The sequence below is a fragment of the Maribacter sp. 2-571 genome, from assembly GCF_050589625.1.
Taxonomy (GTDB): domain Bacteria; phylum Bacteroidota; class Bacteroidia; order Flavobacteriales; family Flavobacteriaceae; genus Pelagihabitans.
The window spans coordinates 1-16260 of sequence record NZ_JBNGOP010000036.1 but is presented as its reverse complement, the minus strand read 5'-3'; the positions used below and the strand labels follow the sequence as shown (position 1 = coordinate 16260).

General features: G+C 43.1%; 17 protein-coding genes. All 17 read left to right on the top strand.

All coding sequences use genetic code 11. The features are described 5' to 3' along the window. The 17 genes from ACRD7P_RS19145 to ACRD7P_RS19065 all read left to right on the top strand — a co-directional run bounded on the left by ACRD7P_RS19145 (nt 1) and on the right by ACRD7P_RS19065 (nt 15860). Nucleotides 1–579 (top strand): YceI family protein, encoded by a 579-nt coding sequence (locus ACRD7P_RS19145; protein ID WP_430909346.1) that lies wholly within the window; start codon nt 1–3, stop codon nt 577–579. Between the two features lie 573 nt (nt 580–1152). Then, a complete protein-coding gene (locus tag ACRD7P_RS19140; RefSeq protein ID WP_430909345.1) occupies nt 1153–2550 on the top strand; it encodes an anthranilate synthase component I family protein in 1398 nt (465 codons plus the stop codon). A gap of 2 nt (nt 2551–2552) precedes the next feature. After that, complete coding sequence (locus ACRD7P_RS19135) at nt 2553–3116, top strand: anthranilate synthase component II (RefSeq protein ID WP_430909344.1); 564 nt, start codon at nt 2553–2555, stop codon at nt 3114–3116. Nucleotides 3117–3228: 112 nt separating this feature from the next. Then, nucleotides 3229–4224, top strand: a complete 996-nt coding sequence (trpD, locus tag ACRD7P_RS19130; RefSeq protein WP_430909343.1) for an anthranilate phosphoribosyltransferase — start codon at nt 3229–3231, stop codon at nt 4222–4224. Nucleotides 4225–4227: 3 nt separating this feature from the next. Further along, nucleotides 4228–5013 (top strand): indole-3-glycerol phosphate synthase TrpC, encoded by a 786-nt coding sequence (gene trpC, locus ACRD7P_RS19125; protein WP_430909342.1) that lies wholly within the window; start codon nt 4228–4230, stop codon nt 5011–5013. A 148-nt stretch (nt 5014–5161) separates the two neighbouring features. Further along, a complete protein-coding gene (locus tag ACRD7P_RS19120) occupies nt 5162–5791 on the top strand; it encodes a phosphoribosylanthranilate isomerase (protein ID WP_430909379.1) in 630 nt (209 codons plus the stop codon). A gap of 68 nt (nt 5792–5859) precedes the next feature. After that, entirely contained in the window at nt 5860–6243 is a 384-nt protein-coding gene (locus ACRD7P_RS19115) for a VOC family protein (protein ID WP_430909340.1), read from the top strand. 311 nt (nt 6244–6554) lie between these two features. After that, on the top strand, nt 6555–7781 hold the full coding sequence (trpB, locus tag ACRD7P_RS19110; RefSeq protein WP_430909339.1) for a tryptophan synthase subunit beta: 1227 nt from the start codon (nt 6555–6557) through the stop codon (nt 7779–7781). Between the two features lie 57 nt (nt 7782–7838). Then, complete coding sequence (locus tag ACRD7P_RS19105) at nt 7839–8132, top strand: GIY-YIG nuclease family protein (RefSeq protein WP_430909337.1); 294 nt, start codon at nt 7839–7841, stop codon at nt 8130–8132. A gap of 133 nt (nt 8133–8265) precedes the next feature. Beyond that, the gene (gene trpA / locus ACRD7P_RS19100; protein WP_430909336.1) at nt 8266–9027 is read left to right on the top strand and encodes a tryptophan synthase subunit alpha; all 762 of its coding nucleotides are present in this window, start codon (nt 8266–8268) and stop codon (nt 9025–9027) included. A 450-nt stretch (nt 9028–9477) separates the two neighbouring features. Then, nucleotides 9478–10977, top strand: a complete 1500-nt coding sequence (locus ACRD7P_RS19095) for a M20/M25/M40 family metallo-hydrolase (RefSeq protein ID WP_430909335.1) — start codon at nt 9478–9480, stop codon at nt 10975–10977. A gap of 73 nt (nt 10978–11050) precedes the next feature. After that, complete coding sequence (locus tag ACRD7P_RS19090) at nt 11051–11566, top strand: hypothetical protein (protein WP_430909334.1); 516 nt, start codon at nt 11051–11053, stop codon at nt 11564–11566. Nucleotides 11567–11958: 392 nt separating this feature from the next. Then, a complete protein-coding gene (locus ACRD7P_RS19085) occupies nt 11959–12759 on the top strand; it encodes an SDR family NAD(P)-dependent oxidoreductase (RefSeq protein ID WP_430909333.1) in 801 nt (266 codons plus the stop codon). A 12-nt stretch (nt 12760–12771) separates the two neighbouring features. After that, the gene (locus ACRD7P_RS19080; protein WP_430909332.1) at nt 12772–13149 is read left to right on the top strand and encodes a hypothetical protein; all 378 of its coding nucleotides are present in this window, start codon (nt 12772–12774) and stop codon (nt 13147–13149) included. Nucleotides 13150–13152: 3 nt separating this feature from the next. Then, entirely contained in the window at nt 13153–13992 is an 840-nt protein-coding gene (locus ACRD7P_RS19075; protein ID WP_430909331.1) for an RNA polymerase sigma factor, read from the top strand. Between the two features lie 5 nt (nt 13993–13997). Continuing rightward, the gene (locus ACRD7P_RS19070; protein ID WP_430909330.1) at nt 13998–14663 is read left to right on the top strand and encodes a DUF2461 domain-containing protein; all 666 of its coding nucleotides are present in this window, start codon (nt 13998–14000) and stop codon (nt 14661–14663) included. Nucleotides 14664–14900: 237 nt separating this feature from the next. Continuing rightward, nucleotides 14901–15860, top strand: coding sequence for a carboxypeptidase-like regulatory domain-containing protein (locus ACRD7P_RS19065; protein ID WP_430909329.1), 960 nt, complete (start codon nt 14901–14903; stop codon nt 15858–15860). The last annotated feature ends 400 nt before the right edge of the window (nt 15861–16260 follow it).

The window sequence follows — 16260 nt, the reverse complement described above, 5'->3', positions numbered from 1 at the left end:
ATGAAAAAAGGAGTAACGAGTTTAGTATTTGCATTGGTATTCGGTTTCACGGCCACTGCAACCGAACCTATTGCCGAAGAGACAAAAGCGGTAAAAGCAGATGCCAGTAAAGTAACCTGGAAAGCATACAAGGTAACCGGATCGCATTACGGAAGCATTGCCCTAAAGGAAGGAAACCTTGTTTTTGACGGGGATAAGCTAACCGGAGGCAATTTTGTGGTGGACATGGGCACTATCAGTACCGAAGACCTGGAAGGGGAATCCAAAGGCAAGTTGGATGGACATCTTAATTCACCGGACTTTTTTGATACCGCCAACCACGGCACCTCAACGTTGAAGTTCACCGAAGTAGTGGCTTCCGGTAAAAACGCTTACAAGGTTACGGGAGATCTGACCATCAAAGGAATTACCAAATCGGTAAATTTTGATGTATCGATCTATGGTAGTAAGGCCACCGCTAACCTTAAAGTGGATCGTACCGCATTCGATATCAAGTATGGATCGGGAAGCTTTTTCGACAACTTGGGCGATAAAGCCATTTACGATGAGTTCGATCTTGTGGTCGATCTAGAATTTTAGAACCGATTTTTTGGTTCTGAAAAATCCTTTGATTACCTTAAGGATATATCAGTAAATCGATATAAAAACAATAGGGACGATGACTATTCCGGTAAAGACCTAAGTTATTGTTACCAGCGTTTAGAAGAAACCCTATTTTTACGACTATATAGGCTTAACCTCACAGCCTGAAGCCCTGCAGCAAATTTTGTTGCAGGGCTTTCGAAATCTACAGGGAGATGAACTCGTTTCAAATTGCGCTACGTTCGAAATTTACATTTTACACCAATTGCCAGTCTTGTCATTTGTAGTACCCATGATCTGGCAATACTTTTTAAAAAATGCTTTTATCATGGCGCAAAAACCTATTTTCTGAGTTCCGAACAACAAGTTTAAACGCGTTCCATTTGTATTTTAAAAATACATGACTATATTTGGACCAATGAACATAAGATTACAACATACTTGGTGGTGCTTAACAGAACGCGTTTCGTGAGCTGAGCATCATTATAGTACAACTATACAAGGCCTGTCTTCACGACAGGCCTTTTTTCATGAATGTATTCGAACGTCCTTTAAACCACGTTTTTTGTTATGACCTATTTATTGAAATCGCACTATAAAAAAATACTTGCCGATACCATAACACCGGTAAGTGTGTATTTGAAGATAAGGGATCGTTTCCCCAACAGTATTTTGTTGGAAAGTAGCGACTACCATGCCAACGATAACAGCTTCTCCTACATTTGTTGCAACCCCATAGCCAGTATCACCGTAGCAAATGAAACCATCTCCCAGCTGTTCCCGGACGGTACTTCGGAAACCACCGCTATTACCAAAGACACCGATGTTGTAGCCACCATTCACCAATTTAGCAAACGCTTTGTAGCGGAAGAAAATGGGTTTAAATTCATTGATAACGGGCTTTTTGGGTATATGGCCTATGATGCCGTCCGTTATTTTGAAAGTGTGGAGATCGGCAAAAAAAAGGAGAGCGTTTCCATTCCCGATATTCACTATGCCGTTTATCAAAATATTATTGCGATCAACCACTTTAAAAACGAGGCCTATCTTTTTGCCAATTGTTACGAAACCGAAAGTAACCTTCAGGCACTGGAACAACTATTAAGCGTTAAAAACTTTGCCTCCTACAATTTTACCTTGGACGGTGATGCACGGTCGAACCTAGCGGACGAGGAGTTTAAGGAACATGTGGCCCTGGCCAAAAAACACTGTGCAAGGGGCGATGTTTTTCAATTGGTTTTATCCAGAAGATTTTCACAAGGGTTCAAGGGCGATGAATTTAACGTGTACCGCGCCCTGCGTTCGGTAAACCCTTCACCCTACCTCTTTTATTTTGACTATGGGGATTTTAAAATTTTTGGAAGCTCTCCCGAGGCGCAGTTGATCGTCAAGGATGGTACCGCGGAAATACACCCCATTGCAGGAACGTTCAAACGTACCGGAAATGACGAACAAGATGCTGTATTGGCCAAGGAACTGACGGAAGACGACAAGGAAAACAGTGAACACGTAATGCTGGTAGACCTTGCGCGGAACGATCTTAGCCGCAATGGAAATACCGTACAGGTGACCAACTACCGGGAGGTACAGTTTTTTTCGCACGTGATCCACTTGGTTTCGAAAGTTACCGGCCAAAAAAAGAAGGACATCCCTACTATGAAGGTCGTTGCGGATACCTTTCCCGCCGGTACCCTAAGCGGTGCCCCAAAACACCGTGCCATGCAATTGATCGAGCAATACGAAAAAACAAGTCGCGGCTACTACGGTGGCGCCATCGGTTTTATGGATTTTAAGGGCAACTTTAACCACGCGATCATGATCCGTACCTTTTTAAGCAAAAACCACCAATTACATTACCAGGCCGGGGCCGGACTAGTCGCCGCCTCCGACCCTGACGATGAATTACAGGAAACCTACAATAAACTCGGGGCGTTGACCAAGGCCTTGGAAATCGCTAAAACGATATAACAATGCAACAGATTTTAGTCATTGACAATTACGATAGTTTCACCTACAACCTCGTGCATTACTTGGAAGACCTTGATTGCGAAGTAACGGTCAAACGAAACGACCAATTGACACTTGCCGAAGTAGCGGCCTACGAAAAAATAGTGCTGTCACCGGGTCCGGGCATTCCTGACGAAGCAGGGCTACTAAAAGAGATCATCGCTACCTATGCCCCTACCAAACGTATCTTTGGGGTTTGTTTGGGGCAACAGGCCATTGCCGAAGTTTTTGGAGGTTCGCTTATCAATCTTGATGAGGTATACCACGGTATCGCAACGCCGATTACGATAACGGAGGAAGATATCCTTTTTAACGGATTGCCCAAGACGATTGAAGTGGGCCGATACCACTCTTGGGTGGTAGATCCGGAGCTCCCTACGGAACTGATCGCTACTTCATTCGATGAAAACGGACAGGTAATGTCCTTACGGCATGCGCAATATGACGTTCGCGCAGTACAGTTTCATCCAGAATCGGTTTTAACGCCGGAAGGCAAAAAGATGCTTGAGAATTGGGTGAAGGGTTAGTTAGTAGTCAGTAGTCAGTAGTCAGTAGTTAGTAGTTAGTAGTTAGTAGTTAGTAGATTAAAATGAAAAAACAGCTTACTTTTTGTAAGACGCGTTCAATAGTAAAGAGATTATGAAAGAAACCTTGAACAAACTCATCAACCACGACCTGTTGTCCAAAGACGAGGCGAAACAGATTTTGGTGAATATCGCGAAAGGGGATTACAACACGAGCCAAATCGCCGCATTTCTAACGGTTTATATGATGCGGAGTGTCACCATTGAAGAGCTCGAGGGTTTTCGGGACGCCTTGTTGGACTTATGTGTCTCCATCGATTTGGCGGCCTATAACCCTATCGATCTTTGCGGTACCGGCGGGGATGGCAAGGATACGTTCAATATCTCCACTTTGGCTTCTTTTGTTAGTGCGGGAGCCGGTGTAAAAGTAACCAAACATGGTAATTACGGCGTATCGTCAAAATGTGGGAGCAGCAACGTTATGGAGTTTTTGGGCATCAAATTCAGTAATGCCCCCGATTTTTTGGAAAAGTCGATCGAAGAGGCGGGTATTTGCGTACTACACGCCCCCCTATTTCACCCCGCCATGAAAAATGTGGCCCCTATTCGTCGGGAATTGGGAGTGAAAACCTTTTTTAATATGTTGGGGCCCATGGTAAACCCGGCTTTTCCCAAACATCAAATGGTAGGCGTTTTCAACTTGGAACTTGCACGCATGTATGGTTACCTGTATCAAAATACCGATAAAAAATTTACCATTCTACATGCTTTGGACGGCTATGATGAGATATCGCTAACGGGCGATACCAAAACCATTTCCAATCGTTCGGAGAGCATGTTACGCCCTCAGGACTTTGGTGTGCCACCCGTACAGCAATCCCAAATTGTAGGTGGCGACAGTATTGAAGATTCCGCCAAAATTTTTATGCAAGTGTTGGAGGGCAACGGTAGCGAAGCCCAGAACAATGTGGTCTGTGCCAATGCTGGCGTCGCTATTGCCACAGTGCGCGACCTTAGCCCAAAAGAAGGTTTTGAACAGGCCAAGGAGTCGTTGCTGAACGGTAGCGGACTAAAAGCGTTAAAAAAGTTACAGCAATTGAGCAGTTTATAAGCTATGAATATTTTAGACAAAATTGTCGCGGACAAACGTAAGGAGGTTTCACTTAAAAAATCATTGATAAGCGTTTCAGAATTGGAAACCTATTCGCTTTTTGGGCGCAATACCCGTTCCTTGGCCACGGCCTTGAAAGAAAGTAACAGCGGTATTATCGCCGAACACAAAAGGCGATCGCCTTCCAAATCGGAAATCAACCAAAGCTTAAATGTACACGATGTGGCCAAAGGCTATGAGGATGCCGGTGTTTGTGGCATGTCGGTATTGACCGACGGCAAGTATTTTGGCGGTGCCTTGGATGATCTGTTACTGGCAAGGGCCGCAGTACAAATGCCCTTATTGCGAAAGGAATTTATTATTGATGAATATCAAATTATCGAAGCTAAGGCCCATGGCGCCGACGTGGTGTTGTTGATTGCCGCAATATTGACCCGGGATGAGATCAAATCATTTTCCGAACTGGCAAAACAATTACAGCTGGATGTGTTGTTGGAAGTGCACAATGAAGCGGAATTGCAAAAATCGCTGATGCCCAGTTTAGACATGCTCGGAGTGAACAACCGTAACCTAAAAACATTTGAAGTAAGCTTGGATACCAGTAAGAGCTTATCGAAGTTGATTCCCGATGATTTTGTGAAAGTCTCCGAAAGCGGTATTAGCAGTATTGAAGCCATTGACACGCTTAAAAAGTATGGATATGAAGGCTTTTTGATCGGTGAGAATTTTATGAAAACCGATGATCCCGGGCTGCATGCCAAGGAGTTTATTGAACAGTTGGAGGGGTAATGGTCAGTGGTTAGTGGTTAGTAGTTAGTAGTTAGTAGTTAGTAGTTAGTAGTTAGTAGTTAGTAGTTAGTAGTTAGTAGTTAGTAGTTAGTAAAAAGTACTAAGTAAAAAATAGTAGGGTTTGACAAGCGATACAGAAAATACGGCCATACAGTTAAAAGTGTGTGGGATGAATTTGAATACATCGGAAGTTGCGGCTTTACGGCCCGACTATCTGGGATTTATCTTTTGGAAACCTTCGAAACGTGCTTTTAATGGGATAATGCCCAAAATGCCCGAAGGCATAAAAAAGATTGGTGTTTTTGTTGATGCCACTATTGATGAAGTTGTAGACAAGGTAAAAACCTATGACCTGCAAGGGGTACAATTACACGGCAAGGAAACTCCCGAATATTGCGAAGCACTTAATGCGAAAATAGCAAGTGATAAATTGCAACTGATCAAGGTGTTTTCCATTAAAGATGACTTTGATTTTAAGGAATTGAAGCCCTACGAGACGGTCTGCGATTACTATTTGTTCGATACCAAGGGAAAACTGCCGGGCGGTAATGGTTATGCCTTTGACTGGAGTGTTTTGTCTAATTATCCCTCCACCAAACCCTATTTTTTAAGTGGGGGTATCGGTTTGGAAGAAGCGGCTTCATTGCAAGAATTTTTAAAGCGGCCCGAAGCAAAGTATTGCCATGCCATTGACGTGAACAGTAAATTTGAATTGGAACCGGGATTGAAAAACATAGCGCAACTAACTACTTTTAAAGCCCAACTTAAAGACACCTGACTGGATAATAAAGTCTCCTCGGCATTTTCAAAATAAAGAGTGCTCCGGAACCGTAACAAAAAAACCATATGGACAAAACCAACAACCCCGTGGTGTACTTCGAAATCCCCGTCACCGATATGGAGCGGGCCTTGGATTTTTATAGGTCCGTTTTTGGCTTTGCTTTTGAGCAGCAACATATCGACGGGAACGAAATGGCACTATTCCCCATTTCGGAAGCAGATTATGGTATTTCCGGAGCTTTGGCCAAAGGTGAAATTTATAGGCCTACTACAAATGGTGTCCTTGTCTATTTCAATACGGAGGATATTGATCGTACCCTAATTTTGGCCACGCAACATGGTGGTACAGTGCTTTATCCAAAAACCGATAACGGCGATTTAGGCTTTGTTGCGGAATTTCAAGACAGTGAAGGGAATAGAATTGCCTTACATGAATCCTTAAAAAACTAAAATATGATATCGACGATTGTAACAATGAACTTTTGAGCGCTCTTTAAAAGCTTATAAAGGTTTCATCGATCAGCGGAGTCTCACTATAAAACAAACAACGACAGAGGAATTTAAATATGGACCAAAACCGCAATTCTTGATCAGCACCCCATTCGATTCATGTAGTGTTGGTACTAGAAATTTCCATTAAATTTGTATTGTTCGAGTCGCTTGGAACATCCGACAATTACTAGGAAAATTTGGAAGTATTACTAGAATTGAAATGAAGATCGTTTTTAGTCGATTACCGAAATATCGAAAAAATAATTGCCATGAAAAATAGTATTGAAACGCCCCCTTTGAAAGCAAAAAAGAACAGCAGTTACCACGCGGACGAAAAAGGGTATTATGGGGAATTTGGCGGGGCCTTTATCCCTGAAATGTTGTACCCCAATGTTGAGGAACTACGTCAAAAATATTTGGAGGTGATGTACGAGGAATCCTTTCAAAAGGAGTTTCACCAGCTTTTAAAAGATTATGTCGGGCGCCCTAGTCCTCTTTATTTTGCTAAACGCCTTTCCGAAAAACATGGTGCCAAAATTTACCTAAAGCGGGAAGACCTCAACCATACCGGAGCGCATAAGGTGAACAATACCATTGGGCAGATACTTATGGCAAAACGATTGGGCAAGACCCGTATCATTGCAGAGACCGGTGCCGGTCAGCATGGCGTCGCAACTGCTACCGTTTGTGCCTTAATGGGCATGCAGTGCATCGTTTACATGGGCGAGATCGATATTGCCAGGCAGGCACCGAACGTTGCCCGTATGAAAATGTTGGGCGCCGAAGTACGCCCTGCCCTTTCGGGAAGCCGTACCCTTAAAGATGCCACGAACGAGGCCATTCGCGACTGGATCAACAATCCGGTGGACACCCATTATATTATCGGATCGGCCATAGGGCCGCATCCCTACCCCGACATGGTTACCCGATTCCAATCCGTGATTTCCGAGGAGATCAAATGGCAGTTAAAAGAAAAAGAAGGACGGGAAAATCCGGACTATGTGGTGGCCTGTATCGGTGGCGGTAGTAATGCTGCAGGTACGTACTACCATTTTTTGGATGAAGCATCCGTAGGCATCATCGCGGTGGAAGCAGCCGGCAAAGGAGTCGATTCCGGGGAAAGTGCCGCGACCTCGGCCTTGGGAAAAATAGGAATTATCCATGGTTGTAAAACCATGTTGATGCAGACCACCGATGGGCAAATAACAGAGCCCTACTCCATTTCGGCGGGATTGGATTATCCCGGTGTCGGCCCCATGCACTCCCATTTACATCGCTCCGGACGTGCCGAATTTTATTCTGCCACCGATGACGAGGCCATGGCGGCCGGTTTAGAGCTGTCGCAATTGGAAGGCATTATACCGGCCATTGAAACGGGACATGCCTTTGCCGTATTCAATCACCGAAAATTCCAACCGGACGATATTGTCGTCATCAGCCTCTCCGGTAGAGGGGACAAGGATTTGAATACTTATATTGATTATTTCAAATTATGAGTCTGTTTTGAATTTCCGCGAAAGCGGAAATCCATCATGGCATATCGAAAGGTATAAATGGCCCGTTTTTATGTTTACATACTCACAAATAAGAACAACTCGGTACTATACGTAGGATTTACAAACAACTTAAGAAGAAGAGTTAAGGAACATCGGTCAGGGGCATTCAAAAGCTTTACAAAAAGGTACAACGTACATAAACTGATTTATTTTGAATCGACACCTTACGTTAACAACGCTATTAAAAGAGAAAAACAAATAAAACATTGGAATCGACAATGGAAAGAAAATTTGATAAACGATATGAACCCCGATTGGGATGACCTTTTTTGGATGGTGGATAACGATTGAAGCACATTCGTTGTAGTAGAAAAATTGAACCACTATCAAAGGGCCTACCTTCTCACGGGCATTAAATTAAAGTTAACGGCCTCTAAACTAAAATTAAATAGATTTCCGCCTTCGCGGAAATAAACAACAAAGAATGAACCGGATCAACCAAAAACTAAAAGAAGACAAAAAACTACTCTCCATCTATTTTACTGCCGGGTACCCCGCGCTGCACGATACCCTACATGTTATTGAAGAACTAGAGAAAAGCGGTGTGGACATGATCGAAATCGGGCTTCCTTTTAGCGATCCCCTGGCCGATGGCCCGACCATTCAAAATAGCTCTACCGCCGCCCTTAAAAACGGGATGCATACCGAACTGTTGTTCGACCAGTTAAAGGATGTTCGCAACACCGTATCCATTCCCTTGATCGTGATGGGGTACTTTAATCCCATGCTCCAATATGGCGTAGCGGCCTTCTGTGAAAAATGCAAGGAAATAGGAATCGACGGAATTATTATGCCCGACCTCCCTTTGGATGTCTATCAAGCGGAGTATGAGGAAACCTTTAAAAAATATGGGCTCATCAATGTATTTTTGATTACACCACAGACAAGTGATTCCAGAATCCGGGCCATCGACGAAGCTTCGGACGGTTTTATCTATATGGTCAGTTCGGCAAGTGTCACCGGATCACAGTCGGGCTTTGGAAATACCCAGACCGACTATTTTGAACGAATTGCCGGTATGGACCTAAAGAATCCTCAAATCGTAGGTTTCGGAATCAGCAATTCCGAAACGTTCGAGGCGGCCACAAAAACGGCAAAAGGGGCCATCATAGGCTCCGCATTTATAAAACACCTGACCGCTAAAGGGATTTCCAAAATTTCTGATTTTGTAGCGGGGATTCGTTAAAAAACACTTCGGATACAGCTCCATTTTGCATCCCAAAACGTTCATATTGGTCGGGACATCCATGGAAAAAGAATCGTTAGGTCTCAAATGGTTTTCGCGGTAACGGTACGGTAAAGTGAAATCGATTTCTAGTTGTGTTTCTTGCTACTTTTTATCTTGAACGATTCCGTGGTTTCAGCGAAATATTTTAACAGCATTTCAGGATGTGGAACAACCGTTAATTTCATCAAATATCCCTACATTTAACCTGATACCAGTTTCATACCATTTTTGCTTTAAAACACCCAAATAGAAAGCAGTCATTTTTTGCTTAGACGAAAAAGAAAAATCAAGCATAGCAGTAGCTACGGTTGTTTTTTGTTTTGATGTATAAAGGGAAAAGGGTAATTTTTAATGGGTAATTTTAAGGTAGAAATGGTATAACTTCCGTATTATAATAATTTTGATCGAATGAAAAAAACAGCGCTTCTCCTTGCCATTTTTTTAGGCGGCCTCATCAATGCCCAAGAGGATACACAGTTAAAATCGCAGGTTCGCCATACCATAGACGAACTTCGTGAGTTTGTGGCCATACCGAACGATGCACTTGAACATGCCGATATGAACCTCAACCTGAATTGGCTGGCGAAAAAGTTTAGTGAACGCGGGTTTAATAGCTCTGTATTGCCCAGCAAAGGGGAGTCGCTATTTTTTGCGGCGCTGCCCATGGAAGATAGTAAACCTACGGTTTTGTTCTACATGCATTTTGACGGCCAATCGGTAGATGCCGCCAAGTGGAACCAGCCAAACCCTTATAACATTGTACTCAAATCAAAGACAAACGACGGCTGGACCGACCAAAGCTTTGATGAGCTTACCGACGATATCGATTATGATTGGCGGTTGTTCGGTCGCTCCACGGCCGACGACAAAGGGCCGATCGTCATGTTTTTGAACACTATTGATCTGCTCAAAAAAAATGCGGTTGAAATTCCCTTTAACGTGAAGGTCATTTTAGATAGTGAGGAGGAAAAAGGCAGTAAACCGCTTCCGGAGGCGGTAAAAGAATATCGGGAGCTATTAAAAGCGGATTTTTTGATCATAAACGATGGTCCCGTTCACGCTTCGGGGCAACCTACCGTGGTGTATGGTTGCCGAGGAATAACCACTATGGGCCTTACCGCGTACGGACCTATTCGCCCACAACATAGCGGCCACTATGGCAACTATGCCCCGAATCCCGCCCTTCGGTTATCACGGGCCCTGGCCGGAATGAAGGATACGGAAGGTCGCGTATCCATTCCCGGATATTACGATGGCATTACGTTGGACGAGGCAACGATGGAAGTTCTGAAAAACGTTCCGGAAGACCCGTCGACAATCCATGCTACCCTTGCCATCAAAACGCCGGAACGGGTGGGTAGTTTTTATCAAGAGGCCCTACAATACCCTTCTTTGAACATTAGGGGGCTCCACTCCGGATGGGTAGGCCCAAAAGCACGTACCATCATCCCCGAAAGCGCCACCGCCGAGTTGGACCTGCGGTTGGTTCCCGAATCCGATGGCAAACGCTTAAAAGGGCTCGTAAAAACCTATTTGAAAGAACAAGGGTTCCATCTGATCAACAAAGAACCTACCTTGGAGGAGCGCATGGCACACGACAAACTATTGTTGGTAAAAGAAGGCGGTGTCACGGATGCATTTCGCACCGTTTTGGACAACAGCTATGGCAACTTTATCGTGAACAGTCTGAAAACCACTTTTAACGAAGATGTCGTTCAAATCCGTATTATGGGCGGTACCGTTCCCATCGCTCCCTTTATCAACGAATTGGAGATTCCCGCTTTTATCGTTCCCATGGTAAACCCGGACAACAACCAGCACAGTCCGGACGAAAATTTACGGATAGGCCAGATCGCCTATGGAATCAAAGCATTTTACGGACTGTTGAGTACGGACTTAGCAGAATAGCGTAGGGCATTTTATTTTTGATGTAGTGTTTTAATAATATCCAAAAAAGAACATCAGATACTAAAATTACCCGATGAGCAGCAAAATGAAAGCGGAAATTAAATGGATATTGTTGTCTGGACTTCTTGCTTTAGCACTTACTTCACTACTATTTTTGGAATTTGAGAACTATTATTGGACGCTGGCACCCCAGCATTCCCATGTATTATGGGTTTTATGGTTTTTCCTCACCGTCTATTCCTTGGTAGGAGGAATCGTTTATTTCATAAGAATGCTGCTCAGCAAGGGCCAATCTACATTAAAAAACCAATTAACCTTATTTTTTCTGATTCCGTCCGTGGCCGGAATGTATCAAATGGCTCGGATAACCTCCCGATTAGATCATTATTTGTTACCAACCAGCAAGAAAACAGCAAATGGTTTCACAATCTATCCCCCTTTATCCGCCACAGCGGAACAAACAGATCAACTTGCCTTCCTGAAAAATCAAGCCCCATTCGTATTCGGGCTTGCCATTTTTCTTATGTTTTTACTTGTGGCAACACTATTTATCACCTGGAAAAACAAAACCGCCCTGCCAAATGCGTAATGCATCCTTTTTAAAACCAATGCCCTCTTAATTGCAAAAAATATATCGGGTTTACTGCGGAACACCATTGGAAGACCACATGTAGTGTACTCTAAAAAAGCATCATAGAAATAGTCGGTTATTAAAACATTTACGGTACATCGATAAACCGTTTTGAAGACCGAACTAACTTACACCGTTCCAAGGTTTATACTCCCGATAAAAAAACTCGGAAACAAAAACGTTCTTAAGGCATCATATGCCACCGATTACCGGGTTTTTGTTTTTAATGAACGGTCCTTTAAATAGCGCGCTCATTTGAAGTTTATGTAAAACTTTAAAAAAAAATCGAAAATCCCGACCGTTTTGGATGGCCCAAAAGTCTAAAGGGTATAAACCAAAAAACAGGGATTATGAAATTACAATACAAAGTAGCGGCAATATTTGCCGCCAATGGCGCCATCGCAAGGGAAGTTGCCATAGAATTGGCCAAAGAAGGTGCCTTGGTCTATCTTTCTGGACGAAACATGGCCGAAGTGAAATCATTATCGGAAGAAATACGGGCCAACGGCGATTTTGCAAAACCCTTTCAAGTGGATGCGACCGATGAAAACCAAATCGACCTCTTTTTAAAAAAAGTCGTTACGGAATCGGGTAAACTGGACATCGTCTTCAACGGTATCGGCATACGGGCCAAGGATGGGGGATATGGACAACCCTCGACCTCATTGCCTTTCGAAACCTTTATGAAACCTATCCGAACACATTTAGGTTCTCAATTTTTAACTGCAAGAATCGCCGCCACTTATATGCGGCAAACGGAATCCAAAGGCACTATTTTACTGTTGACGGCAAGCCTCTCCAGAATAAAATCACCCTTTATGTCCGGGATTACCGCAGCGTGCTCCGGCATTGAGGGACTCACAAGAACACTTGCAACAGAGTTCGGAATGTCAGGTATCAAGGTAATCTGTATCAACCCTACCGCGATGCCCGAAACCAGGACGATCAAGGAAACCACTAACGAGAACGCCAGAACTATGGGCATTCCGGCAGCGACCATGGCAACGCAGCTATCGAATGGCGGACTTTTAAAAAAGCCATTGACCACAAAAGATACTGCAAAAGTTGCCGCATTCTTGGCTACCGATGCCGGGGCCACATTGAACAGCCATATCGTAGATGTCGATTTTGGAACCGCTAACGTAATTTAAAAACCATTGAATATGCATTTAATAGAAAAATCAGGAAAGTGGTTGTTCATTATACCATTTGCCATCTTTGGCCTTTTACATTTTGGCCCGACCGAATTTACGATCTCGTACGTTCCCGATTATTTACCTTTCCCGAATTTTTGGATCTACTTTTCGGGAGCCTGCCTCATTTCCTTTGCCATTTCGGCAACTATTGGAAAATTAGATACTTTAGCATCGTTATTGTTAGCCTTGGAGCTACTGCTGTTCGTCTTTTTAATTCACGTTCCAAAAGCGCTGGAAGGGGATTTTGTTTCCTTCATTGGTATTTTTAGGGATACCGCCATGGCCGGAGCGGCTATGCTTTATGCGCAGTACGTTGCATCCGACAAACGCTTTGTCAAATTATAGCCTATGGACCCCATGAAAAACACTTTAAAAAAAGCGCTGGAAGGCGATATTAATGCCTTCCAGGGTTTGTTTGCCGAGTTTCAACCGCAACTTAAATCATATTTGTATCGCTTGTTGACGGACAGAAACGATACCGATGATCTCACCCACGATACCTTTGTAAAGGCTTTCGACAAAATCTCCACCTTTAAGGGCAATTCAGCTTTTAAAACATGGGTGTTTCAAATCGCCACCAATCTTGCGTACGATTTTTTGAAGAAGAAAAAACGTTGGCTTCCGAACGCACAAGATCAAGCCAAATCCTTGGCAATGTCCACGGAATATATCCAGCAGCTTTTTGTTATGACGCATCAAACCGCTAACAGAGGCCGTTATGAAATAAAAGAACATATCGATTTCTGCTTTACCTGTATTTCAAAAACATTGACCTTGGAGGAACAGATTGCTTTGATCTTAAAAGACATCTATGGGTTTTCACGAAACGAAATAGCCGATATTTTGGGAAAAACAGAAGGTGTCGTCAAACATTTATTATTTAATGGACGAAAAACCATGATTGAAATCTTTGACCATCGTTGTGCTTTGATCAATAAAAATGGGGCGTGCCACCAGTGTACGGAACTGGCCGGAATCTATAACCCAAAACAGACCCGACAAGAAGAACTGATGAAGGTGAAAATGATAAAATCGTCAAAAACGGCATCAAAAGAAAACCTATACCGTTTACGCGCCGATCTGGTTGCGGCAATCGACCCTTTGAATAGCGAAGGGGCCGATATGCAGGACATCATTATGCAATGTACCCGATTGGCAATTAACGAAGTAGAAACCATCCAAACCTAAAAACCATGTTGAAGGCTAAAACGTTCGATTTTTTAAAAAATATTAAAAACAATAACACTACCGAGTGGTTTAAAAGCAACCAAGCGACCTACAAGGATTCACGGGCAGATTTTCAGGCGCTTACGACAGAAATTATAACGCGACTTGAATTGCTGGACGATACTATCATGAGGCGAGGGTTACTGCCCAACAAATGCATCAAACGAATAAACCGGGATATTCGTTTCTCCGCCGATAAATCACCTTATAAAACCAACTATTTTGCAAATTTTAACCCAAACGGATACAAATCGGAACACGCCAGTTACTATTTGCATTTGGAACCGAACAACTCCTTTGTTGGAGGAGGCGTCTATATGCCACGTACACCAACGTTGAATAAATTTCGAAAAGAAATAGAAACCAACCTGGAAGAATGGGAAGCGCTCCTCGGTTCAACTTCTTTTCGTGAAGCATTTCCAGATAGTGTACAGTCGCCAGATACGTTAAAAACTGTCCCGAAAGGCTTTGATAAAGAGAGTCCCGCCATACGGTATCTTCGAATGAAAGGGTTTTATACCGTGCATAAACTGACCGACAGCGAAATGGTTTCCGAGAACGTAATTACTCAGATCATGGATTCCTATCAGGAAGTAAAACCGATCATTGCATTTTTAAATCGCAACTTGTAATGCTCGGTGATTACGGTTTTGCCTGGTTTTGAATTTGTGGAGGAAAGACATTTTCACGGAACGACCTGTTATGTATTCGGATTTAAAAAAAACCGTTCGCCGTAGGAATACCGTTTTAAGTTTGAAATGGTAGAACAATACTGTTATTTGAGCAATAAAGTACGTAAATCGTTGTTGCTGTAATGAGGACGTAGCCGTAGCTTATGACTACTGTCCCGCCAACATCAAAAATGGTCCATGAAACTATTGCGCTACCTTTTCATTTGTATACTGCCGGTTTGCATAACGGCCCAAAACATTGTTATTGTCGATAGCCTTAACAACGAGCCCATCCCTTTTGCCACCATTTCCTTTGGCAACGGCTTGGGGAATTTTGCCGACGACGATGGCATGTTTACATTTTCCGCTAAAAAATATGCCGATATCGATAGTCTCTATATTTCGGCCATGGGGTATACCGAAAAAGCGATTGCCATAGATCCGGTACCGGAGAAAGTACGGTTGCGACCGGAGGTATCCCAATTGAGCGAGGTCGTGGTATCCGCACCAAAAGAAGGTAAATTCAAAACAAGAAAGCGAAAAGCGACCACCCACTCCGATATTTTTGCTTGTTGGTTGCCTACCGTGGAGAGCGAAGTGGCGGTTCTTTTTAAAAGGACGGATGGCAAACCGACCCAAATTGCCAGGTTATTGCTCCCCATCAATGCCGAGACCCAATACAAATCCAAAGGCAAGGGAGCCTTCCCTACCCTGTTCCGGATACAGTTTTATGAGAATAAAGGAGGGCTGCCCGGCATGCAGATCGGTTATGAAGAAGTCGTATTTTCCATACCCGCAGAAGCCGATAAAGTATTTGACCTCAACGTAGCCGAAAAAAGCATATTCATTCCGGAAAACGGACTCTTTGCATCCCTACAAGTATTGGGCTACACCAATAAGGCAGGGCGCTTGGCACAAACAAAAAAATATCGGGAAGTAAAAACACCGCGCGGAGTGCAAAAAATTTCCACCTCTTTTCGACCGTTGTTACCCTTTACCAAGGAAACCCCAACCCAAAAGACCTATGTGCGCAGAATCTTTTTCAACAACAAAAAATGGCAGGTCTTTGATAAAACCTATAACAAAAACTCCAAGTTGATCCAAACCGGGCATCGCAATTACAACATGGGAGCGATTTTCAAAGTATACGAAAACTGAGTTCAAGCTTAAGTGTTCAAGTTCAAGTTCAAGTTCAAGTTCAAGCTAAAATTCAAATTCAAAATTAGAAGAATTGCCTCTAACCACTTTTTACGAATTACTTTTACGCACTACTGACCACAACCGACTACCAACTGCTACTGCGAATTTATAATCGATTATTTTCCTTCTGACTACTAACTACTTTTTACTAACCATTTAATCACTGTTAATTGAAAAAAGACCGCTGCGCTGAAAAAAACAAGCTCAAGTGTCAAATTCAAGTTAAAGCTCAAGTATCAAGTTCAAATGTTCCCACTAAATACTTTTTACTCATTACTGATTACTCAATAGTGTCCGGTTGTAACTAAAAGATTTTCAATTGGTTGCAATTGTCGTTCTTTGAAATTTGAAATTCGTT

Excerpts from the sequence above, each read along its gene's own strand:
- trpC (WP_430909342.1), top strand. The coding sequence starts at position 4,228 with ATGAATATTTTAGACAAAATTGTCGCGGACAAACGTAAGGAGGTTTCA.
- ACRD7P_RS19065 (WP_430909329.1), top strand. The coding sequence starts at position 14,901 with ATGAAACTATTGCGCTACCTTTTCATTTGTATACTGCCGGTTTGCATA.
- ACRD7P_RS19145 (WP_430909346.1), top strand. The coding sequence starts at position 1 with ATGAAAAAAGGAGTAACGAGTTTAGTATTTGCATTGGTATTCGGTTTC.
- ACRD7P_RS19095 (WP_430909335.1), top strand. The coding sequence starts at position 9,478 with ATGAAAAAAACAGCGCTTCTCCTTGCCATTTTTTTAGGCGGCCTCATC.
- ACRD7P_RS19070 (WP_430909330.1), top strand. The coding sequence starts at position 13,998 with ATGTTGAAGGCTAAAACGTTCGATTTTTTAAAAAATATTAAAAACAAT.
- trpD (WP_430909343.1), top strand. The coding sequence starts at position 3,229 with ATGAAAGAAACCTTGAACAAACTCATCAACCACGACCTGTTGTCCAAA.
- trpB (WP_430909339.1), top strand. The coding sequence starts at position 6,555 with ATGAAAAATAGTATTGAAACGCCCCCTTTGAAAGCAAAAAAGAACAGC.
- ACRD7P_RS19135 (WP_430909344.1), top strand. The coding sequence starts at position 2,553 with ATGCAACAGATTTTAGTCATTGACAATTACGATAGTTTCACCTACAAC.
- ACRD7P_RS19085 (WP_430909333.1), top strand. The coding sequence starts at position 11,959 with ATGAAATTACAATACAAAGTAGCGGCAATATTTGCCGCCAATGGCGCC.
- ACRD7P_RS19075 (WP_430909331.1), top strand. The coding sequence starts at position 13,153 with ATGGACCCCATGAAAAACACTTTAAAAAAAGCGCTGGAAGGCGATATT.
- ACRD7P_RS19090 (WP_430909334.1), top strand. The coding sequence starts at position 11,051 with ATGAGCAGCAAAATGAAAGCGGAAATTAAATGGATATTGTTGTCTGGA.
- ACRD7P_RS19115 (WP_430909340.1), top strand. The coding sequence starts at position 5,860 with ATGGACAAAACCAACAACCCCGTGGTGTACTTCGAAATCCCCGTCACC.
- ACRD7P_RS19140 (WP_430909345.1), top strand. The coding sequence starts at position 1,153 with ATGACCTATTTATTGAAATCGCACTATAAAAAAATACTTGCCGATACC.
- trpA (WP_430909336.1), top strand. The coding sequence starts at position 8,266 with ATGAACCGGATCAACCAAAAACTAAAAGAAGACAAAAAACTACTCTCC.
- ACRD7P_RS19080 (WP_430909332.1), top strand. The coding sequence starts at position 12,772 with ATGCATTTAATAGAAAAATCAGGAAAGTGGTTGTTCATTATACCATTT.
- ACRD7P_RS19105 (WP_430909337.1), top strand. The coding sequence starts at position 7,839 with ATGGCCCGTTTTTATGTTTACATACTCACAAATAAGAACAACTCGGTA.